The following is a 23,641-nucleotide window of genomic DNA, read 5'->3' as shown; positions in this document are numbered from 1 at the left end:
TTCCTGCTAGATGACTGCGATTAGGAAATCTCAACATAGCCCGCGACAGGGCATGTGTAAATAGGAAATTACAGCAATCACAAAACTATTTTATATGGCAGTCTTGCAAGTTATTGAAATGATGCTAAGAGAAATGACGATGCTGGTGAGGAAGGCAAAAAGGCCCGCTCAGCGCGGGCCCGAAGCGTCGGTGATGACGGGTTTGTCAGTGATCAGCCACGCTGGCTGATACTGGCCAGCTTGTCGAAGTAATCCGGGAAGGTCTTCGACGTGCACTTGGGATCATTGATGGTGACCGGAGTATCCGACAACGCCACCAGCGAGAAGCACATGGCGATACGGTGATCGTTGTAGGTATCGATCTCGGCATGTTTGAGCTGGGTCGGCGGGGTCACGGTGATAAAGTCATGCCCCTCCTCCACTTCGACGCCCAGCTTGCGCAGCTCGGTCGCCATGGCGTGCAGACGATCGGTCTCTTTCACCCGCCAGTTGTAGATATTGCGAATGGAGGTCGGCCCCTCGGCAAACAGCGCGGCAACCGCGATGGTCATGGCCGCATCGGGAATATGGTTCATGTCCATATCCACTCCGTGCAGCGGCGCCTGCTCCGCCTCGATGAAGTCATCACCCCAGGTGATGCGCGCACCCATCTTCTCCAGCACATCGGCGAAGTGAATATCACCCTGAATGCTGTGCTTACCGATACCGGTGACCCGTACCTTGCCCTTGATGGCACCCGCCGCGAGGAAGTAGGAGGCGCTGGAGGCATCCCCTTCCACCAGAAAGTCACCCGGGCTGATGTAGGTCTGGTTGCCCTTGATGTAGAACAGCTTGTAGTTGTCGTGCTCGATGACCACCCCGAACTGCTTCATGATGTGCAGAGTGATGTCGATGTAAGGCTTGGAGACCAGCTCCCCCTTGATGTGGATCCGGGTATCACCGGCCGCCATCGGCGCAGCCATCAAAAACGCGGTCAGGAACTGGCTGGAGACGGATCCATCGACGTGCACATCGCCGCCCCACAGCCCCTTGGCATCCACCACCAGCGGCGGATAACCATCGTGTTTCAGGTACTGGATATGGGCACCTGCTTCACGCAGGGCATCCACCAGATGGCCGATGGGACGCTCTTCCATGCGCGGCTCGCCGCCCAGGGTATATTCACCGGAGCCGAGGCACAGGGCGGCGCACAGCGGTCGCATGGCGGTACCGGCGTTGCCGAGGAACAGATTGACCGGCTCTTTCACCGCAAAGCTGCGACCCAGACCCTGCACGGTACACTCGGTCTTGTCGGCGGAGAGCTTGTACTTGACCCCGAGCTGGGTCAGCGCAGCCAGCATATGACGAATGTCATCGCTGTCGAGCAGGTTGGTCAGACGGGTGGTGCCACGAGCCAGCGCCGCCAGCAGCAGCGCACGGTTAGAGACACTCTTGGAGCCGGGCAGATTAACCTCACCGGCCACACGAGAAATGGGTTCCAAACGCAACGAATTCATAGACTTCCTGTGCTATCTCAAAAATAAACGCCTGTCCGGACGTTAACAGCCTGCGTCCCGCTCGGCAAGGGCACTTTCAGGGGAAATCGCACGGTAAACGCCAGCGCGCTGGTTCTGTTGAAAAAAAGACGCCGGGGTATCCCCGGCGTCTTGAATCACTGCAATAGCTGGAAGCGGCTCACGAGTTGTCACGAGAGGCCGCCAGCAAGCACGTGAGTACTCTCTTCTCAGCCGTTGCGCTTGGCAAAACCATCCATAAAGCTCACCAGGGCCTTCACCCCCTCCAGCGGCATAGCGTTGTAGAGGCTGGCGCGCATGCCACCGACAATGCGGTGTCCTTTGAGGGCCAGCAGGCCAGCGGCTTCCGATTCGGCCAGGAACTGCTTGTCCAGATCGGCATTTTTCAGCTGGAACGGGATGTTCATCCGCGAACGGCAGCTGACATCCACCTGATTGCCGTAGAAGCTCGACTGATCGAGATAGTCATAGAGGAAGTCGGCTTTCTCCTTGTTGCGCGCTTCCATCGCCTCGAGGCCACCCTGTTCTTTCAGCCACTCGAACACCAGACCGGCCAGATACCAGGCGTAGGTGGGCGGCGTGTTGAACATGGAGTCGTTCTTGGCCGTGAGTTTGTAGTCAAAAATCGAGGGCACATCGGCTCTCGCCTGATCCAGCAGATCATCGCGCACGATGGCGATGGCAAGCCCGGACGGCCCGATATTTTTTTGGGCACCAGCATAGATGATGCCAAAGCGGCTCACGTCGAGAGGACGGGAGAGAATGGTGGAGGAGAGATCTGCTACCAGCGGCACCTCGCCGGTGGCTGGGATGTCAAACATCTCGATGCCGTCAATAGTTTCGTTCGGGCAGTAGTGAACATAGGCCGCATCGGCGCGAAACGCCGGGGTCGGCAGCAGGTGGGAGATCCCCTGCTCGTTCTTGGCAACCCCCTGGAAGGTCTGGATATCGCCATACTTTTTGGCTTCATCCACAGCACTCTGGGACCAGACACCGGTCAGCAGGAAGTCCGCCTTCTTGTTGGCCCCGCCCAGCAGGTTCATGGGCACAGCGGAGAACTGACCGCGGCCGCCGCCGTGCATGAAGAGCACCTTGTAGTTGTCCGGCACCGCCAGCAGCTCGCGCAGATCCGCTTCAGCCTTCTCGGCCACCGCCATGTAGGGCTTGCCGCGATGGGAAAGCTCCATGACCGAGGCTCCCAGCCCCTGAAAATTACAAAATTCGCGCTGGGCGCGCTCCATTACTTCAACCGGCAGCATGGCGGGGCCGGCGCAGAAGTTGTAAATCTGTTTGCTCATGACGCTTTCCGTGAGTGGATGAGAGTAATCGATGACTTGTCAGGTTTTACACAAGAGCAGCCAGCGGATCAAAGGCTTTTTGGGAGCTGGCTCAACCTTTTACCGTCACTCTGCGTCTCCCTTGCAGTAGAAAAAGCCCTGAACGGGTCAGGGCTTGCAGGGAACATGCACAGAAATGGCGGGCAGAGCGCATAAACGACCACAGCCCAGCCATTTCTGACAAATTTACAGTTTGGCGGTGAGCTCAGGCAGCAGAGTGAAGAGATCCCCCACCAGCCCGTAGTCCGCCACCTGAAAGATGGGGGCATCGCTGTCCTTGTTGATGGCCACGATAACCTTCGACTCCTTCATCCCCGCCAAATGCTGGATGGCGCCCGAAATACCGACCGCGATATAGAGCTCGGGCGCCACCACCTTGCCGGTCTGCCCCACCTGCAGATCGTTGGCGACATATCCTGCATCAACGGCGGCTCGCGATGCCCCCACGGCACCGCCCAGCTTGTCGGCCAGCGCCTCAATCAGGGCAAACTGCGCCTTGGAACCAAGGGCTCGGCCACCGGAGACCACCACCCGAGCGGCGGTCAGTTCGGGCCTGCTTGAGCGCACCGCGCGGCGCTCGACCAACCGGGTACGACCAGCGAATTCGGGCACGGCCAAGTGCTCGATAAGAGCCTGTCCGCCCGTCGCCGTCTTGGCAAACGCGGTAGCCCGCACCGTCATCACTTTGACGGGCGCCGAGCTCACCACTCTGGCAATGGCATTGCCCGCATAGATGGGGCGCAGGAAGGTGTCGCTGCTCTCGATAGCCGTCACCTCGGAGAGCATCTCCACCCCGAGCCGGGCCGCCACCGGTGGCAGCAGCGCCTTGCCCATGGCACTCGCCGCCATCAGGCAGTGGCTGTAACCTTCGCACCAGCTGGCCAGCAGCTTGTCCACCCCATCCAGCAGCCCGTCGGCCAAGCGGGGATGTTCGGCAAGCAACACCTTGTCGACACCGCCAAGGGCAGCCGCCTGTTCACCCGCCTCGGTCAGCCCCTGACCCAGCAACAGCAGGTCAACCTGACCGCCGATGGATCCGGCGGCGGTGACCAGTTGTGCCACGTTGTCGGCCAGATGGCCCTGATGATGTTCGGCAATGATCAGCACGCTCATGGCAGCACCTTCGCTTCGTGTTTGAGTTTGTCCACCAGCTCGTCCACCGAGCCCACCTTGATCCCGGCGCTGCGGGCTGGCGGCGCCATCACCCCGAGCAAACGGGTCTGATTGGCCACCTCAACGGCGAGTGTCGAGAACGGGGCGCTATCAAGCGGCTTGCGCTTGGCCTTCATGATGTTGGGCAACGAAGCAAAGCGCGGTTCATTCAAACGCAGATCGGCGCTCACCACCGCAGGCAACGGCATGCCCAGGGTCTCGAGGCCACCGTCGATTTCGCGAGTCACCAGCAGTTCCCCCGCTTCCACCTTAAGGGCGGACGCGCAGGTCGCCAGCGGCCACTCATTGAAGGCCGCCAGCATCTGAGCCACCTGATTGTTGTCTGAATCGATGGACTGCTTGCCGAGCAGCACCAGATCCGGCTGCTCCTGCTCACACACCTTGTGCAAGGCGCGGGCGACAGTCAGCGGGGTGAGCGTCTCATCGGTGACATAATGCAGCGCCCGATCCGCCCCCAGCGCCAGCCCATGCCGCAGTTGCTCGGCGGCAGCGTCAGGGCCGAAGGTCACCACCACCAGTTCGCTGGCAACCCCGGCTTCCCGCAGCCTGACCCCCTCCTCCACCGCAATTTCACAAAAGGGGTTGATCCCCATCTTCACATTGGCCAGCTCCACGTCGGAGCCGTCTCCCTTCACCCGGATCTTGACGTTGTAGTCGACTACCCGTTTGATTGCGACCAGCAGCTTCATGGGGTCATGCCTCGTCTCTTTGGATTGAATTCATTAGTGTGCCTCTGCGTTTGTTGCAGTACGCTCTTCCCTGATTTTTTGCTTTTTCTTGCTCAGCTTTGCTTACAATCGCTTTACGTTTACGTAAACTACCAGCATTACCCTAGGCCAACCAGAGCGCAGAGGCAAGATGGAACGGGAAGCAATGGAATTTGATGTCGTCATCGTCGGCGGCGGTCCGGCGGGGCTCAGTGCAGCCATCGCCCTGAAACAGCAGGATGCCACTCTCTCTGTCTGTCTACTGGAGAAGGGGGCCGAAATTGGCGCCCATCTGCTCTCCGGCGCCCTTTTTGATCCCGTCGTCTTGCAAGAGCTGCTGCCGGATTGCTGGCAGCAAGCGCCGCTCGGCGTGCCGGTCAGCGACGATCAGGTTCATCTGCTGCAAAGCGAGCAACGTTCCCTGCAACTCCCCGCCTGGGCGGTGCCACCCCGGATGCACAATGAGGGCTGTCACATCGTCAGCCTCGGCAATCTCTGCCGCTGGCTTGGCCAGCAGGCGGAAAAACTGGGAGTCGAAATATACCCAGGATTTACCGCCAGCGAACTTATCATGGAAGCGGGCCGGGTCAAGGGGGTCATCACCGGCGATCTGGGGCTGGATCGGGCGGGCAATCCAAAAGCTGATCATGTGCCCGGCATGGCGCTGCTCGGCCGCTACACCCTCTTTGCCGAAGGGGCCCGCGGCCATCTCGGCAAACAGCTGATCGCCGACTTCAACCTGGCAAGCCCTGCCCAGCCCCAGCACTATGCCATCGGCTTCAAGGAGCTGTGGCAACTGCCAGTAGGTCAAGGCAAAGCGGGACAGGTGCTGCACGGCAGTGGCTGGCCCCTCGGCAAGCAAGGGGGCGGCAATAGTCACGGCGGTTTCTACCTCTATCACATGGAGGAGGATCAGGTGGCAGTCGGGCTGATTGTCGATCTCAACTACCAGAATCCCTGGCTCAGCCCGTTCGACGAATTCCAGCGCCTCAAACATCACCCGCTTATCGCTGGCGTGTTGCAAGGAGGTGAGCGCATCAGCTATGGCGCCCGCGCCATCACCAAGGGGGGCTGGCACGCCCTGCCCCGCATGCACTTCCCGGGCGGCCTGCTGATCGGTTGTAATGCGGGCACTCTCGACTTTTCCCGCATCAAGGGGATCCACACCGCCATGAAGTCCGGCATGCTGGCGGCAAAAACCGTCGCGATGGCCCTGCGGGGGGGCGATGAAGGGGGCCGGGATCTGGCCCAGTATGGTGACGAGCTGCACCAGAGCTGGCTGGCCCGCGAACTCAAGGCGGCGCGCAACTTCGGCGCGGCGCTTCACCGCTATGGTCCCTGGTTAGGCGGTGCCTTCAACTGGCTGGAGCAACGGCTGTTTGGCGCAAACTCGCCCTTCAAGCTGCTCGATAAGGCTCACGATTACCGTCAGCTGCGCGTTGCCAGCCGCTGCGAGCCCATCCATTATCCCAAACCCGATGGCAAGCTGAGCTTTGACAAGCTCTCGTCTGTGTATCTGGCCAACACCAGTCACGACGAGGATCAGCCTTGCCACCTCAAGCTGCAGGACGAGCGCATTCCGGTCGAGGTCAATCTGCCCACCTGGGCCGAACCCGCCCAACGCTACTGTCCGGCCGGGGTGTTTGAGGTACTGGAAATGGAAGGCGCGGCCAAACTGCAGATCAACTCCGCCAACTGCATCCACTGCAAGACCTGTGACATTAAAGATCCCAGTCAAAATATCGTCTGGACACCGCCACAGGGAGGCTCCGGGCCCAATTATCCCAATATGTGATGAAGCGGGGCAGCGGCAACAAGCAGCCCCAGCTAGCCCTCCTCCAGCCAAAGGCTGGGTTCTACCCCGCATAGCCGCTCAGGTGATCCGACCTCGCTGTTTTTTTGAACAAACAAGCTGAATCCCTGATGAATAGCCCCTGACAAGCGCGGCCCGCCCCTGTATAGTTCGCCGCATTCAGGTTTTCCATCGGCCCGATCTGCTTATCCACGGGATCGCCTTCTGCAGCGATCTAAGGCCGCATGACCTGTGCAACCATCCCTGATTACCCATGACTTTTTAAGGGGGGACAGATGATCACCGCCTACATTCTCAATAACAAGGTGCTGGACATAGTCACGCTCGGGCCTGACGACATAGTACCTGACAACACGGTCTGGCTTGATGCCTACAAGCCGGACACGGCAGAGCGAGAATGGTTGACGGGCCTGTTCCTGGAAGAGGTCCCCGACAAGGAAGAGCTCGACGACATCGAAGCATCCGCCCGTTTTTACTGGGATACCGATGGTCTACACATTCACTCCCTGTTTCCCCAGCGGATCGGTCGTGACACCAAGGGTGTCCACGTCTCCTTTACCCTGCGCAACAACCTGCTGATCAGCATTCGCGAAGATGACATCGGGCTGGTGCGCCTGCTGCGCCACTATATGCGCCAGGATCGGCTGGAGGTGGAGGATGCCCTCGACATCCTGCTGGAGGTGCAGAACCTCAAGGTGGAGTACCTCTCCGACCTTATCGAAGATGGTTACAAGACCTTGGAAAACACCGCCGATCAGATCTTCGAGCCGGATCAGATCAACCCCATGTTGAAAGAGTTGATGGCACAGGAAGAGGCCAACGGCCAGATCCGTCTCTCTCTGCACGATACCCGCCGCGCCCTGCGTTTCCTCAAACGCAGCCTGCGCCAGCGCATGAGCCTTGAACAGAACAAGTGGATCGACGAGATGCTGCACGACGTGGAATCCCTGTTGCCCCACACCCAGTTCCTGTTCGACAAGATCAACTTCCAGCTGGAGGCCTCCATGGGGGTGACCAATCTGGAGCAGAACAAGGTGATCAAGATCTTCTCGGTAGCCGCCGTGATCTTCCTGCCGCCGACCCTGATCGCCAGTATCTACGGCATGAACTTCGGCCGCATGCCGGAGCTCGCCTGGGAGTATGGTTATCCCATGTCACTGGTGCTGATGGTGATGTCATCACTCGGCACCGGCCTCTTCTTCAAGCGCAAAGGCTGGCTGTAACGCCGCCGACGCGCGCTGCGATATCTGAAGAAACCGATTGGGGGGCATGGCCCCCCGATTAATTTGCGCCACGCCAAACGCCTTGCAAAAGGCGCTTCGTCGCCCCATATCCCCTCCATCACTCAATTCAAGTGGATAACGGGCAACCATGACCCTCTACCCCGAACACCGATATGACGATCACGGCCAGTTGCGCCCGCCCCTCTGGTTCTGGCCCATCGCCCTGTTGCTGACCCGCTCGGTCTGGCTCTTTTTGATGGCAGGGGTCACCCGCGAGAGCGGCAGCGAGATCCTGACCCTCTTTTATCCGGACAAGATCACCCTCTACATCAGCCTGCTGACCGACGTGCCCGCTATGCTGGCGTTGCTCGCCTGCGGCGGCACCTATCAGCAGACCCAAAGCATTCGCGCCAGACTTCGACGCTACAGCCCGCTGCTGCTGCTCTGCTCTGCCGTCAGCGGTCTGCTGATGCAACTGCACAGCCTCAATCTGCAGAAGTGGTCATTCAGCTGGCCCACCGCACTGGTGCTGGTCGCCAGCCTCTGGGCGCTCTGGTATCTGCTGCGCAGTCGCCAGCTACGGGAATATGCCGCAGATCAGCCCCACTGACGGGGCTGACACCTATTGACGAGTGACCCGGATCTGCAGGGTCTGGCGCTCGCTCTGGCTGCCTCGCCCACCCTGTAGCTGGGTGCCGAGGCTACTCCCCTGATCCGCTGAGCTGGTCGAGAGCTCCCCCACCGTCAGCCACTGGCCCGGGGCCCCGCTCACCTCGGTGGCACTCTGCCCACGATTGATGGTGCCCTGATCCAGCCTCGCCTGTTCGCTGCTCAGCGCAATCTGCACCCGATCGCCAATCAAGGTGGCCGTGGCATAGAGGCCGTTCACCAGCGGCATCATCCCCACCACGGCGCCCCCGTTCCACTGATAGAAGGTGACCGGCTGATAGGAGCCCATCTGCAGCAGCACGGGACGGCCCGACAGCCCGCGCACCTGCCAGCTGTCGTTTTGGCTGCGCTGGTACTGCCGGGCGTTGCCATCGACCAGCCACTGCCGCTTGACCTCGTCGCGACTGATTGACCCCCCCAGTTGCTGACCGCTGGCGGCACCATCGACCCGCCACTCGATAAGCAGGCTTTGCGGTGGCTGGTTGATCTGCGCCAGCGTGGCTTCGGCCTCCTGCAGCTGGGCTGGCGTCCCGCTCAGCACCAGCTGATTCCCCATGGCGCTGACCCCAAGCTGGGGATAGATCTCCTTGAGGGTCTGCACCGCCGCCTGCGCCTCGAAGACCGGGATCACCTTCACCTCGGCCCACAACGACGGGCTCCAGAGTCCCATCATGCAGCCAAGCCACAGCAGCACCCTGCGGCCAACCTTGCCCATCCGAACCATTACGCTCTCCTCGTTCTCTGTGCTCTTCTCGCTCTCTGTTCTCTCTCTGCTCAGGCGTAGACCTGCGCCCGCAGCCAACAGCTCAGCCCTATTCCGCTCACCCTTCGATGATGAACCCGGCGGTTGCCAAAAAACCATCGGGAATGCAGCAACTCCGTGATTTCCCACGGTATGAGGCTCTCATTCCACGCCCGTTATCGCGTAAGATAGCGTCATCATAGTTGCCCAAGCGGAATCCATCATGTTGAAACAGCTGTTGTTACTCCCCCTCGCCTTGCTGCTGGGGGCCTGCTCCCTGACCCAGTACAATGTCAGCGAGGCCGAAATCAACCAGTACCTCAAAGATCAGGTCTCTTTTGAAAAACAGCTGGGGATCCCCGGCATCATGTCGAGCAAGATCCGTCTGGACGAGATGCAGAGCCGCATCGGCCGCAAACAAGCAGATCGCATCGAGCTGGACGCCGCTGGTGACCTGCAGGTGAGCAGTCCCCTTGGTAGCCAGCAGATGAAGATCCGCTTTGCCCTGAGCGCCCGCCCGGACTATGTGGCCGATCAGGGCGCCATCTATCTGCGCGACCTTGAGCTGGTCTCGGTCAAGACCGAGCCGGCCGATATCGGGGCTGCCCTCACCCCGCTGCTGCCCACCTTCAATCAGTCCCTTTCCCTGTTCCTGTCGCAGACGCCGGTCTACCGCCTCGACAGCAGCCGCAAGAACGAAGCCAGGATCAAGGAGAAGGTCGAAGCCCTCAAGGTAGAGCCGGGCCGTCTGGTCATCCCGTTCAAGCTGCTCTGATCCCCGCAGCGCTGGCACTTTCAGCGCGCTCAACAGATAACCGTCCTATTCGACAGCGCACATCCGGTTTAACGTGCAGCCGAATGGGGCGGTTTTTTACTTCTCAAGTCCCCTGCAACACAGCATAATGCAGACCATTCTCATTTAGATTCGTCATGAGAAGCGTCAATAATAAAACCAATGGTGAGAAGGGACATGAGAAAAACCGTACTGGTTCAGGCGATCGCCTGCGCACTGATCAGCGGCGCCGCACACGCAGCCGTCAAAGTCGAAGACAAGACATTCAATACCGCTGCCAACATGCTGGCCTATACCGAATTCGAGCTCTCCGGTGAGCCACTGGCCGAAGCGCTGGGGCTGGATCTGGATGTGCTGGATGCCAACCGTGCCGATGAGCCGACCCCGTTCGACTTCGCTGCCGGCATCGAATCCTACGAATACTCCGAAGAGGCGATGTACGCCCTCAACTACCAATCCGGCATGGGCCCGCATCTGGTGAACGGGCCGCAAAACCTGGCTCGTGGTGGCACCATGGCCTCTCTGGGGCAACGAGTGCTGGCCATGGCCGATGCCGTTGGCTTCCCGGCGGATGAAGTGCCGCAGGGCATGTATCCCCTCTCCCTGCCCTACGCCTCCGCCAATCCGGAGTTTGCCCAGGCCGTCAACGCCACCCCGGTCAATGGCGACCAGATCACCATCAAGACCGCCAAAGGGACCGAGAAAACCGTCAAGACCCAGGTACCCGCCTACTTCCGCGACTACAGCACCCTGCGCTGGAGCGGCAGCGACAACCTGCTGGTGCCCGCAGCCGTGGGCGGCATCCTGCTCAAAGAGGTGATGTGGTCCCAGGACTTCCTCGGCGGCATGCACGTGGCCGAGACCGATGAAGAGGTAGAAGCCGCCTCCGCCACCATGGATCAGGATGGCAAGCACAAGCTGGGCGTCTCTGCCGCCGATGGCTTCAACGGCATGATGCTGACCGAGCAATCCATCGACAAGCTGGCCATCATGCAGAACCAGCTCGGCTTCGATGGCAAGCAACTGGGCGCCAAAATAACCCCGCAGTACGATCCGGCCAAGGGTGTTGTCTACTTCCCCCATCAGGTGAAAGTGACCGAAACCAGCAACAACGATGCCGGTGCCATTGGCAAGCTGGAGGTGGTGGATGGCTCCGCCCAGCTGCGCGATGCCTGGATGATGCTGTGGCCGCTCTCCGAGTTCTATGCCTTCAGCGATCAGCGCAGCGCCAACACCAACCAGAACCCGGCCTTCCACGCCGTGTTTGACGGCGCGCCGTTTGCCGCCGCACCGGCTGCCAACAAGACCAATGACCTGGGCAAAGCGGTCGCAGGCAGCGATGCCTTCTCGCTGGCGATCAATCTCTCCAACCTCACCTTCAAGAACCTGGCGGCCCTGCACTTTGATACCAAGGCTGGCACCCTGGTCGACAGCTGGCAGGCAGGCAAACAGGGTAAGCACGTCACCACCTTTGACGCTGCTTACGCACTGGTCGCCCTGCAGATCTTCCAGCGCGCTCAGGATGCGCTGCCGGTCGGCTACGCCGCCGGTGACAATGGCGAGCTGAACCTCAAGACCCAGCAGGGTCAGCAGGCGCTTGAGCTTATCCGCAAACAGGCCGATTTCATCCTTGCCAACCTCAAGGGCAAAAATGGTCTGGTGCATGACGGCATCACCCTGGGTGGCAAGCTCGATGCCGGCCACTCCATCGATGCACAGTTCGCCGCCATCCGTGGTCTGACTGCCGCCTTCCTCGCTACCTCCGATGCCAAGTACCGCACTGCCGCCCGCGAGCTGTTCATCGCCACCGACAAGGCCTACTTCAATGCCAAGGCGGGCACCTGGCTGGCGGGTAAACAGGGTGAATACACTCCCTGGACCCAGGCTGCCATCTCCGGCGCCCTGCGCTCTGCCATGCTGAACCTGCGCAACGAAGGGGCCGAGAAGGCGCCCGAGCTGGAGCTGGCCAAGCTGACCGGTCAGTACGTCAGCTGGTTCCGTGGCACCGTCAACGGTGGCATGCAGATGGCCGAGTGGATCGGTGACTCCGGCGAGAACATCATCGAAGGTGCCGGCAGCGACACCGATGAAGATGGCGTACCGCAAGTGACCGCTGCCGGTGGCAAGCACGGCACCGCCATGGTGATGGCCGCCAAAGCGGTGGTCAGCGAATAATCCTCGCCATTCACCAGCATGAAAAAGGGAGCCAACTTGGCTCCCTTTGCATTACAGCGTCTGACACAGTTTCAAGGACTTCCTCAAACCAGCTTGTCCAACATCTCCTTGGTCACCAGCACAATCCCCTGCTCGGAGCGGTAGAAGCGGCGGCTATCCTCATCGGCATTCTCGCCCACCACCAGCCCATCGGGCAGCACGCATCCCTTGTCCACCACCACCCGGCGCAGACGGCAACCGGCGCCAATCTCGACCCCGGGGAAGATGATGGCCTGATCCAGGGTGCAGAAGGAGTGCACCCGCACATTGGTAAAGAGCACCGAGTTGAGCACAAACGACCCGCTGACGATGGTACCGCCCGAGAACATGGAGTTGATGGTCATGCCATGCTGACCATTGCGGTCCTGCACAAACTTGGCCGGTGGCGTCAGGGTCTGGCTGGTCCAGATGGGCCAGTTCTGATCGTAGATGTCGAGCTCGGGCAGCACGGAGGCGAGATCCATGTTCGCTTCCCAGAAGGAGTCCAGCGTACCCACGTCACGCCAGTAGGGCTTTTGCCCCTCGCGCGCCCCGACACAGGACATGTTGAAAGGGTGAGCAAATGCCATCCCCTCCTCCACGATGCGGGGGATCACATCCATCCCGAAGTCGTGTTTGGAGTCCTGATTGTGAATATCCTCCTCCAGCAGTTGGTAGAGGTACTCCGCCTCGAAGATATAGATCCCCATGGAGGCCAGCGAGCGATCTTCGCAACCCGGCATGGCGGGCGGATTGGCCGGTTTTTCGACGAATGCGCGGATCTTGCGCTGCTCGTCGATATCCATGATCCCGAAGGCCGATGCCTCGGCCCGCGGCACCTCGATACAGGCGACCGTCACCTTGGCACCAAGGCGCACATGGTCGAGCAGCATGGCGGCGTAATCCATCTTGTAGATGTGATCCCCCGCCAGCACCACCAGGTATTTGGGGCCGTAGTCACGGATGATATCGACGTTCTGATAGATGGCATCGGCGGTACCGCGATACCAGTGCACCTCGTCCACCCGTTGCTGGGCAGGGAGCAGGTCGATGAATTCGTTCATCTGGTAACGCAGGAAGGACCAGCCCGATTGCAGGTGACGCAGCAGGCTGTGAGATTTGTATTGGGTGACTACACCAACCCGGCGGATCCCCGAGTTGATACAGTTGGAGAGCACAAAATCAATGATCCGGAATTTGCCACCGAAATGGACGGCAGGCTTGGCGCGGTTGTCAGTCAACTGCTTCAGGCGACTACCACGTCCACCCGCCAGCACCAGTGCCATACTCTGGTTCAATAATTGTCGTGCTTTGGCACTATTTTCGGGCTCTAACAACATGATTTACCTCTGCCTTGTTTGATCTATTTTCAACTCATCTTCGCCTGTTTCGGCACCTGTGAAAGTGGTTTCACTCACATTTAACCGATCTCAATTGACCCTTTTCACCGAGTTGCGAGGAATAGCATGCTTTGCTCCGCCAGCTTGGTTAAAATTCCCCCACAAAGCAGCCACTTCAAGGATGACAAGATGGTTCACAAGCTCGGACGTACCCTCTTTCTGATCGCCACCATAGTGACCATACCCCTGCTGCTCCTGCAAGCAGTTTGGTTGGCCCTTCAGAGCACACCGCTCACATTGGCCATTATCCTGGCCACCACACTGCTTGGCATGATCCTGCTGTTGATGCTGGCCATCCGCACCATGGATGGCATGCTCCAGCATCAGGAGCTCACCTGGGTCAAGGCGATCAGGGGACGGGATCCCTCACAACTCGATGAGCCCGCCTCCCAGGAGGTGCTGCAACAGCTGCTGGAGCAGTTCGAAAGCGCCGAGCAGAGCGCTCATCGCCAGCTGACCGAGCTCAGCAACCTGGCCACCACCGACGAGCTGACCCAGCTACTCAACCGCCACGCGTTTCGCCGCGACATGACCGAGTTGCTGCAGCGGGATCAGGACACCCAGACCGCGACCCTGGTGCTGATCCGTGCCACCGAGCTTGGCAAGATCAACGCCCAGCGCGGCTTCCAATCTGGTGATGCCTACATCAAGGACATGGCGGCCCTTATCAAGCGGGTGGTAAGCCGTTTCCCGGGCAATCAGGTCTACCGCATTTCGGGGGCCGATTTCGCCGTGCTGGTGCAACCGGTGGCCAATATTCCTCCCCATCTGCTGGGGCAGGATTTGAAGGTGGCCTTCGATCACTATCAGGATCAGCACGAGCTGGAGAGCACCGGTTACTCGGGGCTGACCAAGCTCAGCAGCGGCCAGAAAATTGAAGCCGTACTGGCCAGAGCGGATCTGGCGCTGGCTCGCGCCCAGACCGAAACCATCAACGGCTGGGCCATCCAACAGGATGACAGCGCCTCCGAGCTGCAGGGGCAACACCACTGGCGCGACGTGCTTACTGAAGTGCTGGCACAGGAGCGCCTCAGCTTTACCTATCAGCCGATCCAGCCCCTGCACCGCAGCATGCTGGCCTACAACGAGATCTACACCCGCTTCAGCGGCAGCGACGGCACAGCACTGCCCACCGACACCCTGTTTGCCATGGCACAGCGGCTGGATATGGTGATGCGGCTGGAGCAGTTGGTCATTACCCACATCATGCGTCAGTACCGGGCCTTTGGTGCCAACCAGAGTCGCTGGGGGATCAATCTCTCTCCCAACTTGCTGCAAAACAGCGCCTTCCTGATCTGGCTTGACCGCCAGCTGCTCAAAGATCCCAATACCAGTGCCAATCTGGTGTTCGAACTGGATGAAGAGCATCTGGAACGCAACCTGACAGGCGCCAAGCGGGTATTTGAACTGCTGCGCCGCAACGGCAGTCGCTCGGCCATCGCCAATTTCGGCAAGGGGATCGGCTCCTTTACCCTGTTTCGTGAGCTCAAGCCCGACTACATCAAGCTGGACCCTGCCCTGATCACCGGACTGGAGCAGGATCAGACCAACCAGCAGTTCGTACGAATGATCGTCGATGTATCACATCGGATGGGGTGTCAGGTGATTGCAGAGGGGGTAGAACAGCTTGGTCAGAAACAGCTGCTGCAGGGGATGTACGTGGATGGCTTGCAGGGCTATCTGATCGCCCGGCCGCAACCGTTGCGACCGGATATCAGCCAGCTGGGGCTCTTTACTGAGGATGCTTCAGCTTCAAAAGGGTCAGAATGATGTCATTGAGCTGGCGATAGCGCTCCAGCTCTTTCTGATCGTAACGGGTCGCCAGTGTAGTAGGATTGTGGCGGTTCTTGAGGTAACGGTTGATCTGCAACCGGTTGAACCCCGCCACCTGATAGACCTGGCCAAGCAGGGTATTGAGCTCATCGTGCTCCAGACCGGCTCTGGCCAGATAGTCCCCATCGGCGGGACTCTCGGTCTGATGGCTCCACTTGCCAATGCGACCACTCTCCTGCAGATAGCTGAGCCACTGCTCGATATAGAGCGGTTTGCACCCCGCCAACAGATTGAAAAAGCCCACCGCATCGCAACGACAACCGCTCAGGAGCACGACCGCCAGCTGATCGTCATCGCACTGGAAGGTCACAGGTCCGGCTTGCGCCCAATCCAGCGCCTGCACCCGAATGCTGGCCTTCTCACCCGCAGCTCCCGTTACGTCGAATACAAACATGGCGCTCCTCCCTTGGCAAAAGGTTGATGATGGACCATCCCCCTGACAGGTGCAAAGGCAAATCGGCTTTTAACTCATCAATAGGGCCATTCGACCATAAAAAAGACCGGCACCCTCACGGATGCCGGTCTTTGTCCCGATGGCCTGTGCGTTCAGGCCATCAATGGAGGCGCTTTCAGGCGTCCAATTCAACCAGTGCCTTGGCCAGCTCGATGGGTTCGAGCTCCTGGCCTTCCAGATCGGCGTTCCAGTTCGGGCCGACTAGCACATCATCTTCATCCAGATCGTTGATCCAGATATCGAGAAACTCTTCCAGATCGATCACTTCCGGCTCGTAATCGGCCCACTCGTCAACACAGTGCAGACGGGCATCCTCTTCGGCAGACCAGAGCGGCATCACGTCGGCATCTTCAAATTCGGCGGAGCGGCAGACGACCCAGTCTTCCCCATAGCGCAGACCCCACACTTGACCCGACTCGCGGACTTGTTCGATAAACAGTTGGAAATTGGCGTCAAGGTTGTCGTTAAGCATGCTCATGGGATTCTCTCTTTCTTTCGGGTGCTGCGGCATTGTCGGGCGACAATACGATGGCCAAATGGTGTCGTAAAAGTGACATGGACTCAAGCATATTGGGGTTATTCCGGGAAAAAAGCCGGGATAACTCCCATTTGCCTGCAAAAACGCCTCCCGATGGAGGCGTCTTGCAGATTAGGAGATCAACGCTCCCAGTAAACCTCTTCCAGGCTGTCCTCTTTCTCCGGCAAACCGCGGGAGAGACGGGGACTGCTCTGGGCCAACACCTCGTAGCTGACGCGGTTGGCGTATTTGCACACTTGGGCCAGTGAGGAGTAGGTCAGGAACTCGGAGATGTGCTTGGCGGAGTTGGGCACATTCATCCGGTGATAGGAGTTGGCCACCATGTCGTGCAGCACGGCGGAAAGGGCGCCATCCCCTGCCCCGTTGGTGTTCTTGATCTTCTCCGGGCCCCCCATGTACGGGGAGATGTGGGAGTAGATGCGGGCCGGTTTGCGGCACTTGGCGCGGGCCATCGGGCGGCTGAACTCATACATGTTGAACTCGGGGATAACGCCGGGCAGCAAGGTATGAGTGGTCTCGCGCTTGTAGTCCTCATCGGTGTAGCTCGCCATGTAGAGGCCGATGGGGCCAGCAGTACAGAGCACCATGTCGGCCCAGTCGAGCGCCTTGTCGGCCGCACCGAGCGGATCTGCGATGCCGGTCAGGGCTTCACCTTCGTCTTCGTTCATCGCCAGCACGGTCACGTTCTCGGCAATGAAGTCGCGCCACCACTGGGGGTTTTCGTCGATGACGAAACGGGTGCCCAGGGTCAGCACCACGGGAATACCGGCCTCGCGGGCATAACGCACCGCGGTCATGGCCGCCTCTTTCATCGGATCACCATCGTCACCACGTACCAGATAGGCGGTGATCACCAGGGCAGACGCCCCCTTGATCACATCCTCCGGAATGTGCTGCACATCCAGCTGGTTCATCTTGCCGGCGTTGATACCGAAGCTGCGCTCGCCGCACTCGGTAATGAAAGTGAAGCAACGGCCGATGGGACCATCAACCGGCTGCAGATAGTCCAGATTGACACGGGAAGAGGTGTTGCACAAATAACGGTAGGCGTAGCAACCGATGCGAATATCCTGACTCATCACACCCAGCAGGATGGAGTGGGAGTCGGCCAGTACCGAGTAGTTGTGTACCGTGTTGCCAATGGTGCCACCGGCAAACTCGCTCACTACCATGTTGTTGGTCTTGAGCTCGTCATAAATCCGTTCGGCCACGTCGTCGTTGATGACAACGGAGTGCCCCTTGCTCAGACCATAACGGGTCAGAAAGTCTTCATCCACATGGGCTTCAATATCAACCAGGGTCTGATCAATCCCGACGACGTAGGCTTTGCCCAGCTCGGTTAACAGGGGATTTTGCGGCACCAGGGGATCGCGTCTGTCGACAGGGAAGTAGTGTTTGGACTTGCGCTGACCGGGAAATTTCATGGCAATGTTCTGTGCTCTGGGGGAAAGAGGGGCGGGATTTTAACACAATCCGCCGCCCCGAAAAGTCGCCCTGTTTAAATAATGGAGTCAGTATAGACAAGGCTTGCAAGGAAAAACGTTTGCCTTTTCACCATAAAAAAACCACCCCGCCCGGGGTGGTTCCCTAGCATAAAAAAGCGTCGGTTTTCAGGCGGCCGCCATCCCCTGCAACAGGGCCAGCAGCGAGAAGAGGCCGAGGGCTAGCCAGAACAGCAAGGTGCCCAGAAAACGGGGCACATTGGGGGCTTTGGGGATCTGGATGCCGATGGCATGCAGGATGCGGCCAACCAGTAGCATGGCGCCACCGGCATGCAGCCAGAGCGCACCGGCACCGGATAGCTCGCACAGCGCCATCAGCAGCAGGGTCAGCGGCACATACTCGGCAAAATTACCGTGGGCCCGGATCGCCGCCAGCAGCTCGGGGGCTTCCCCCTGCCCTATCATCACCCCGAACTGGGCACGACGTCTGACCACCCAGAAAGATAGCCCCAAAAACAGCAGCCCCAGCAGGCCTGCGTATATCAGCGTGATATGTACCATGACTCGACTCCTTGTTTGACTGACTGCCGGTCACTCATGCCAATTCGCGGCAAATGAGCGAGACCATCATCCTGATATGGGCCTGATCGCTGTTGAGGGCCGGAATATATTCAAACCGCTCGCCACCGGCCTCCATGAAGATCTCCCGGTTTTGTACCTGAATTTCCTCAAGAGTTTCGAGGCAATCGGCGGCAAAGGCGGGGCAAATCACATCGAGCCGCTTGATGCCCGCAGCAGGCATACCGGCGATGGTCACGTCTGTGTAGGGCTTGAGCCACTCCTCCTTGCCGAAGCGGGACTGGAAGCTGGCCGTCCACTGCCCGGACTCCAGCCCGAGCGCCTCGGCCAGCAAGCTGGCGGTATGGCGACACTGGTGACCATAGGGGTCCCCTTCGTTCTCATAGCGCTCGGGAATACCGTGGAACGACATCAGCAGGTGATCACCCTGGCCCTGCTGCTCCCAGTGACGGCGCACGCTCATGGCCAGCGCCTGAATGTATTCGGGATGGGCGTGATAATCACGAATGAGCCGTACCACCGGCAGATTGCGCTCTCTCTTCATCGCCTTGCCCCAGGCATCGAAGACCGAGGCGGTGGTACTGACCGAATATTGCGGATAGAGCGGCAACAGGATCACCCGGTTGACCCCTTTGGCCTTGAGCGCCTGCCAGCCATCATTCACTGACGGGGAACCATAGGTCATTGCCAGCTCCACCGGCACCTCGACCCCCTCCCGCTTGAGCTCCTGCTCCAGTGCGGCGCGCTGCTGTTGGCTTATCACCATCAGCGGCGAGCCCTGCTCGGTCCAGACCTGCTGATAGAGCTTGGCCACTTTGGGCGAGCGCGTCGGCAAGATGATGAAGTGGAGCAGCGGGCACCAGAGGTAACGGGGCAGGTCCACCACACGGGGATCGTGCAGGAACTGGCTGAGGAACGCTTTGACGGCAGCGGTGGTCGGTGCGGCTGGGGTACCCAGATTGACCAGCAATATTCCGGTTTTCGTGGTCACGTTGGCTTCCTGTCTATCTGTCATTATGCAAAAAGGGCCCGACAGGGCCCTTCTCTTTATTTATCTGATGGCACGGGAAACAGTGCCGGCAGCAAAGATCAGCCCAGAATGGTGGCAAGCTGCTTGCTGACCAGATCAACCGGCTGGGTGCCGTCGATCTTGACGTAACGGGTGTGGCCCGCTTCCGCCTCTTTGCCGTAGAAACCGATCAGCGGCGCGGTCTGCTGATGATATACATCCAGACGCTTGCGTACTGTGGTCTCTTCGTCGTCGGCGCGGATCACCAGATCTTCACCGGTCACGTCATCCTTGCCTTCCACTTTCGGCGGGTTGAACACCACGTGGTAGGTACGGCCGGAGCCGGAGTGAACGCGACGGCCGCTCATGCGCTTGACGATCTCTTCGTCCGGCACATCGAACTCCAGCACGAAATCAACCACGACACCAGCGTCCTTCATGGCTTGCGCCTGGGGAATGGTGCGCGGGAAACCGTCCAACAGGAAGCCTTTGGCGCAGTCCGGCTGAGCGATGCGCTCTTTGACCAGACCGATAATGATGTCGTCAGAGACCAGCTGACCTGCGTCCATCACAGCTTTGGCTTTCAGACCGAGCTCGGTGCCCGCTTTGATCGCCGCACGCAGCATGTCGCCGGTGGAGATCTGGGGAATACCGTGTTTTTCCATGATGAACTGAGCCTGGGTACCTTTGCCGGCGCCCGGAGCCCCCAACAGAACAATGCGCATACACGCTCCTATTGATTGGTTATTCAAATCTTGCGAAGGCAAAAAAGTACACGGTTTCGCCCGTTTCTACAAGGGTGAGCCACTTGAATGAGCACTTTATCACCACAATAACCGGCTGATCGAACAGGATTTCATCGCAAGGGGAAGACGCAAAAATAGCCAGGGATTCAGCATAGAGCGCCAAAAACCGGAAGGACGTACGACAGAAAAAAAGATCCCGGCTCAGGGCCGGGAATTGCGCTCAAAAGTAACTACTTGTCGCTCGTAGTAGGAACAGGGCAATAGTAGTTTGCCCCCTGTGCGTCAACAACTGTCAGATGTGACAGGCAGGCCGCTATGGAACCGGAACTGCGGATCCGGCGAGCAGATTAGCTCGGCTTCCAGCTTGCCAAAGAAGGCTACCCGCTCGCTGATATCCTCCCCTGCGTACTGTTCGGCCAGGCTCAGGTAATCCTGATAGTGACGCGCTTCGGAGCGCAGCAAAGAGACATAGAAGCGGCTCAACTCCTCGTCCAGATGGGGGGCCAGCTTGGCAAAGCGCTCGCAGGAGCGGGCCTCGATATAGGCGCCGATGATCATCTTGTCGACTATGGTGGCCGGCTCATGGGTGCGCACATGCTGCATCAACTGGCGAGCATAGCGGGAGGCCGTCACCGGCCCGTATTCGATGCCGCGGGCCTGCATGATCTCCAGCACCTGCTCGAAGTGATGCAGCTCCTCCTGAATGAGTCTCACCATGGGAAACAGCAGCGGATTGCGTTCCAGCTCGGCAAAGACGGTGCGATCAGACTCCCCCATGCTGCGTTTGCCCAGGATCTCGGCCTTCTCTGGGATGGCATCCAGCTCGCGATAGAACTCCAGCTTGGGCAGCAGATGGCGCTTGCCCTTGGGCAGGCAGTAGCGGCGCACCAGACTGTGGGCAGTGAGTGCGGCCTTGGTCTCGCAGTTGGCGTGATCGATGAGCAGGGTCGGTAAACGGGCCGGATCCCGCGCCATCTCCACCCACTCATCCGGGGTCTCGCACTGCAAAAACTGGCGCACAGGGGCTAACAGATCATCCATCTAAACTCTCGTTTGTTAAACACGCCGGTTAAAAGCGTATCGGTCATATATGTTGCCACCTATGCTAGCGGATCCTGCTGGCCATGCCCATATCCGGCAAGATAAACGGATGTTTTTCAAACAGATACCCCCTACCCCTTCTGCCGGTGCGAGGTAGAAACGACAATGGGGGCCACTGGCCCCCATTTCGCTATCCCATCCGGCAAAATCGCAAACGTTTAACTGCCTTCGTTAAAAATTTCCAGATTGCTGGTGCCTTCCTGCCATTCACGCACCGCTTTGGTGTCATCGTTGCGCAGGGCGTTGAGGTGATCCAGATAGGACTGGTCCACGTCGGAGGTGACGTAGTGGCCATTGAAGACCGAGGTCTCGAAGTGACGCAGATCCGGGTTGATCTCCCGCACGGCGGCTTCCAGATCTTCCAGATCCTGGAAAATCAGGCCGTCAGCGCCAATCAGCTTGCATACCTCTTCCACTTCACGGCCGTGGGCGATCAGCTCGTTGGCTGTGGGCATATCGATGCCATAGACGTTGGGGAAGCGAATTTCCGGTGCCGCCGAGGCGAAGTAGACCTTGGCTGCCCCCGCTTCACGGGCCATCTGGATGATCTGCTCGGACGTGGTGCCACGCACGATGGAATCATCTACCAGCAACACCTTCTTGCCCTTGAATTCGGAGCTGATGGCGTTGAGTTTGCGGCGCACCGACTTCTTGCGCTGGGTCTGGCCCGGCATGATGAAGGTACGGCCGATGTAGCGGTTCTTCACGAAGCCCTGACGGTATGGCAGATCCAGGGTGTGAGCGATCTCCAGCGCCACGTCACAGGAGGTCTCGGGGATGGGGATAACCACATCAACGTCGAGATCTTCCCACTCGCGGGCAATCTTCTGACCCAGCTTGCGACCCATGTTGAGGCGGGCGGCGTAGACCGAGACCTTGTCGATGCACGAATCGGGACGGGCGAAATAGACATATTCGAAGATACAGGAGCTCATCTGCGGGTTCTCCGCACACTGCTCGGAGAAGAGCTGGCCCTGCTCGGTGATGTAGATGGCTTCACCCGGCGCAATATCCCGCACCGTCTCGAAACCGATGGCGTCGAGTGCCACGCTCTCGGAGGCGAGCATGTACTCCACCTGGCCCTGCTCGTCCTGACGACGACCGAGGATCAGCGGGCGAATGCCGTTGGGATCGCGAAAACCGATGAGACCATGACCAATCACCAGCGAGACCACCGCATAAGCGCCGCGGATCTGCTGATGGGTTCTGCGCACCGCGGCGAAGATATCTTCGGGGCGCAGGGCCATCTTGTCACAACGATCCAGCTCGTGGGCCAGCACGTTCAGCAACACTTCCGAATCGGAGGTGGTGTTGATGTGACGACGGGCGACCTTGAACTGCTGCTCCTTGAGCTCCTTGGCGTTGGTGAGGTTGCCGTTATGGGCCAGCACCATGCCGTAGGGCGAGTTCACATAAAAAGGTTGGGCTTCAGCGGCACTTGAGCTGCCTGCGGTGGGATATCTGACATGACCTATGCCGATGTTCCCTTGCAAACGCTGCATGTGGCGCACTTCAAACACGTCCTTCACCAGGCCATTGGCCTTGCGTTGCCGGAAGTTTCCACTATCAATGGTCACGATCCCGGCGGCATCCTGTCCCCTGTGCTGCAACACCGTCAAGGCGTCGTAGAGGGCCTGATTGACGGGGGTGGTGCCAACTATACCGACAATACCACACATGTCTTTGCTACCTCGAAGTCACTATACCTGTTTAAGAAAACTGGATGAGTTCAACATGAACCCGAAAAACCACTGGATCACCGGCTTGAACTCCGGCACCAGCTTGGACGCTACCCACCAGTCGCTCTGGGAGAGGCTGGTGAAGGTATCCATGAAAAAAAGCAGGGCACTGACGATCAGCACCCCGCGAATTGCACCGAAGCAGACCCCCAGCACCCGATCTGTACCAGAGAGACCCGTCTTGTCCACCAACAGGCCCACCACATAGTTGACCACGCTGCCGAGGATCAGGGTCGCCACAAACAGCGCCGCGATGGCCAGACCGTTGCGAACCAGCGCGTCGGAGAAGGAGGTGAAATAGACGGCGAGATCGGGATAGAAATGGCTGGCAATAAAGAAGGCGACGAACCAGGTGACAAGAGACATAGCCTCCTTGACAAAGCCGCGCACCAGGCTGATGAGAGCAGAGAAACCGACGATGCCGATGATGGCGTAATCAATCCAGACCATAGAAAAAGATGTCCTGCGAAATTGCGGCGCAGTCTAACAAAAACGATTGCGCATTGCTTGATAAAAATGTGTTAACTGTTCAAAGCGACGCCGAAAAGCCGCATTTTTTCAGTACTAAAACGGTTGATCGGCGCCAGAATGCACAACGCCATGGCAATGCCATGGCGTTGTGGTCAGCGGCGTGAG

The 23,641-nt window shown here is 59.1% G+C and carries 22 protein-coding genes; 7 read left to right on the top strand and 15 right to left on the bottom strand.

The window, feature by feature from the left end; translation table 11 throughout:
• Positions 1-212 precede the first annotated feature (212 nt).
• From aroA to AACT07_RS08590, 4 genes are all read right to left on the bottom strand, one after another.
• On the bottom strand, positions 213-1,496 hold the full coding sequence (gene aroA, locus AACT07_RS08605) for a 3-phosphoshikimate 1-carboxyvinyltransferase (protein ID WP_005351267.1): 1,284 nt from the start codon (positions 1,494-1,496) through the stop codon (positions 213-215).
• 227 nt (positions 1,497-1,723) lie between these two features.
• Positions 1,724-2,812: a 3-phosphoserine/phosphohydroxythreonine transaminase gene (gene serC, locus AACT07_RS08600; RefSeq protein WP_069527233.1), complete on the bottom strand. Its 1,089-nt coding sequence runs from the start codon at positions 2,810-2,812 to the stop codon at positions 1,724-1,726.
• A 225-nt stretch (positions 2,813-3,037) separates the two neighbouring features.
• Entirely contained in the window at positions 3,038-3,964 is a 927-nt protein-coding gene (locus tag AACT07_RS08595; protein WP_069527231.1) for an electron transfer flavoprotein subunit alpha/FixB family protein, read from the bottom strand.
• Positions 3,961-4,713 (bottom strand): electron transfer flavoprotein subunit beta/FixA family protein, encoded by a 753-nt coding sequence (locus AACT07_RS08590; RefSeq protein WP_069527222.1) that lies wholly within the window; start codon positions 4,711-4,713, stop codon positions 3,961-3,963. Before AACT07_RS08590 ends, AACT07_RS08595 begins: the two co-directional genes overlap by 4 nt.
• 169 nt (positions 4,714-4,882) lie before the next feature.
• Between AACT07_RS08590 and AACT07_RS08585 the strand changes: the two genes are divergently transcribed.
• From AACT07_RS08585 to AACT07_RS08575, 3 genes are all read left to right on the top strand, one after another.
• A complete protein-coding gene (locus tag AACT07_RS08585; RefSeq protein WP_069527221.1) occupies positions 4,883-6,526 on the top strand; it encodes an electron transfer flavoprotein-ubiquinone oxidoreductase in 1,644 nt (547 codons plus the stop codon).
• Positions 6,527-6,819: 293 nt separating this feature from the next.
• The gene (gene corA, locus AACT07_RS08580; RefSeq protein ID WP_005337059.1) at positions 6,820-7,767 is read left to right on the top strand and encodes a magnesium/cobalt transporter CorA; all 948 of its coding nucleotides are present in this window, start codon (positions 6,820-6,822) and stop codon (positions 7,765-7,767) included.
• A gap of 148 nt (positions 7,768-7,915) precedes the next feature.
• The gene (locus AACT07_RS08575) at positions 7,916-8,377 is read left to right on the top strand and encodes a DUF2919 domain-containing protein (protein WP_069527220.1); all 462 of its coding nucleotides are present in this window, start codon (positions 7,916-7,918) and stop codon (positions 8,375-8,377) included.
• Between the two features lie 12 nt (positions 8,378-8,389).
• Here the strand turns inward: AACT07_RS08575 and AACT07_RS08570 are convergent, their stop codons facing one another.
• On the bottom strand, positions 8,390-9,109 hold the full coding sequence (locus tag AACT07_RS08570; RefSeq protein WP_445206772.1) for a hypothetical protein: 720 nt from the start codon (positions 9,107-9,109) through the stop codon (positions 8,390-8,392).
• Positions 9,110-9,401: 292 nt separating this feature from the next.
• On the opposite strand from AACT07_RS08570, the gene AACT07_RS08565 reads away from it, so the two are divergent.
• Positions 9,402-9,953 (top strand): lipoprotein, encoded by a 552-nt coding sequence (locus AACT07_RS08565; protein ID WP_005337065.1) that lies wholly within the window; start codon positions 9,402-9,404, stop codon positions 9,951-9,953.
• Between the two features lie 195 nt (positions 9,954-10,148).
• A complete protein-coding gene (locus tag AACT07_RS08560) occupies positions 10,149-12,146 on the top strand; it encodes a hypothetical protein (RefSeq protein ID WP_069527218.1) in 1,998 nt (665 codons plus the stop codon).
• 83 nt (positions 12,147-12,229) lie between these two features.
• Here the strand turns inward: AACT07_RS08560 and glgC are convergent, their stop codons facing one another.
• Positions 12,230-13,504, bottom strand: coding sequence for a glucose-1-phosphate adenylyltransferase (gene glgC / locus AACT07_RS08555; protein ID WP_005337070.1), 1,275 nt, complete (start codon positions 13,502-13,504; stop codon positions 12,230-12,232).
• Positions 13,505-13,693: 189 nt separating this feature from the next.
• Here glgC and AACT07_RS08550 point away from each other — a divergent pair, with 189 nt between their 5' ends.
• Positions 13,694-15,334 carry an EAL domain-containing protein gene (locus AACT07_RS08550; RefSeq protein ID WP_069527217.1) on the top strand — a complete coding sequence of 547 codons (1,641 nt, stop codon included), beginning with the start codon at positions 13,694-13,696 and terminating at the stop codon, positions 15,332-15,334.
• Here AACT07_RS08550 and AACT07_RS08545 read toward each other — a convergent pair.
• The 9 genes from AACT07_RS08545 to AACT07_RS08505 all read right to left on the bottom strand — a co-directional run bounded on the left by AACT07_RS08545 (position 15,297) and on the right by AACT07_RS08505 (position 23,455).
• On the bottom strand, positions 15,297-15,791 hold the full coding sequence (locus AACT07_RS08545) for a hypothetical protein (protein WP_042055706.1): 495 nt from the start codon (positions 15,789-15,791) through the stop codon (positions 15,297-15,299). The two genes, AACT07_RS08550 and AACT07_RS08545, sit on opposite strands and share 38 nt — an antisense overlap.
• Positions 15,792-15,966: 175 nt before the next feature.
• A complete protein-coding gene (locus AACT07_RS08540; RefSeq protein WP_005337077.1) occupies positions 15,967-16,329 on the bottom strand; it encodes a DUF2750 domain-containing protein in 363 nt (120 codons plus the stop codon).
• Positions 16,330-16,508: 179 nt separating this feature from the next.
• Complete coding sequence (locus AACT07_RS08535; protein ID WP_005346378.1) at positions 16,509-17,813, bottom strand: inosine/guanosine kinase; 1,305 nt, start codon at positions 17,811-17,813, stop codon at positions 16,509-16,511.
• Between the two features lie 186 nt (positions 17,814-17,999).
• The gene (locus AACT07_RS08530) at positions 18,000-18,392 is read right to left on the bottom strand and encodes an MAPEG family protein (RefSeq protein WP_064338136.1); all 393 of its coding nucleotides are present in this window, start codon (positions 18,390-18,392) and stop codon (positions 18,000-18,002) included.
• Between the two features lie 34 nt (positions 18,393-18,426).
• Positions 18,427-19,401: a ferrochelatase gene (hemH, locus tag AACT07_RS08525; protein ID WP_069527216.1), complete on the bottom strand. Its 975-nt coding sequence runs from the start codon at positions 19,399-19,401 to the stop codon at positions 18,427-18,429.
• A gap of 98 nt (positions 19,402-19,499) precedes the next feature.
• Positions 19,500-20,144: an adenylate kinase gene (gene adk, locus AACT07_RS08520; RefSeq protein WP_005337083.1), complete on the bottom strand. Its 645-nt coding sequence runs from the start codon at positions 20,142-20,144 to the stop codon at positions 19,500-19,502.
• Between the two features lie 303 nt (positions 20,145-20,447).
• A complete protein-coding gene (gene miaE / locus AACT07_RS08515) occupies positions 20,448-21,206 on the bottom strand; it encodes a tRNA isopentenyl-2-thiomethyl-A-37 hydroxylase MiaE (RefSeq protein WP_005346385.1) in 759 nt (252 codons plus the stop codon).
• A 218-nt stretch (positions 21,207-21,424) separates the two neighbouring features.
• Positions 21,425-22,945, bottom strand: a complete 1,521-nt coding sequence (purF, locus tag AACT07_RS08510; protein ID WP_005351229.1) for an amidophosphoribosyltransferase — start codon at positions 22,943-22,945, stop codon at positions 21,425-21,427.
• A 21-nt stretch (positions 22,946-22,966) separates the two neighbouring features.
• Positions 22,967-23,455, bottom strand: coding sequence for a CvpA family protein (locus AACT07_RS08505; protein WP_005337086.1), 489 nt, complete (start codon positions 23,453-23,455; stop codon positions 22,967-22,969).
• An 8-nt stretch (positions 23,456-23,463) separates the two neighbouring features.
• Between AACT07_RS08505 and AACT07_RS08500 the strand changes: the two genes are divergently transcribed.
• Positions 23,464-23,640 carry a hypothetical protein gene (locus AACT07_RS08500; protein WP_155395816.1) on the top strand — a complete coding sequence of 59 codons (177 nt, stop codon included), beginning with the start codon at positions 23,464-23,466 and terminating at the stop codon, positions 23,638-23,640.
• Position 23,641 lies beyond the last annotated feature (1 nt).

Source organism: Aeromonas sp. ANP5 (assembly GCF_963870295.1).
Lineage (GTDB): Bacteria > Pseudomonadota > Gammaproteobacteria > Enterobacterales > Aeromonadaceae > Aeromonas > Aeromonas veronii.
Note: the sequence above shows the minus strand (reverse complement) of the source record. Positions and strands in the feature narration are given on the sequence as shown.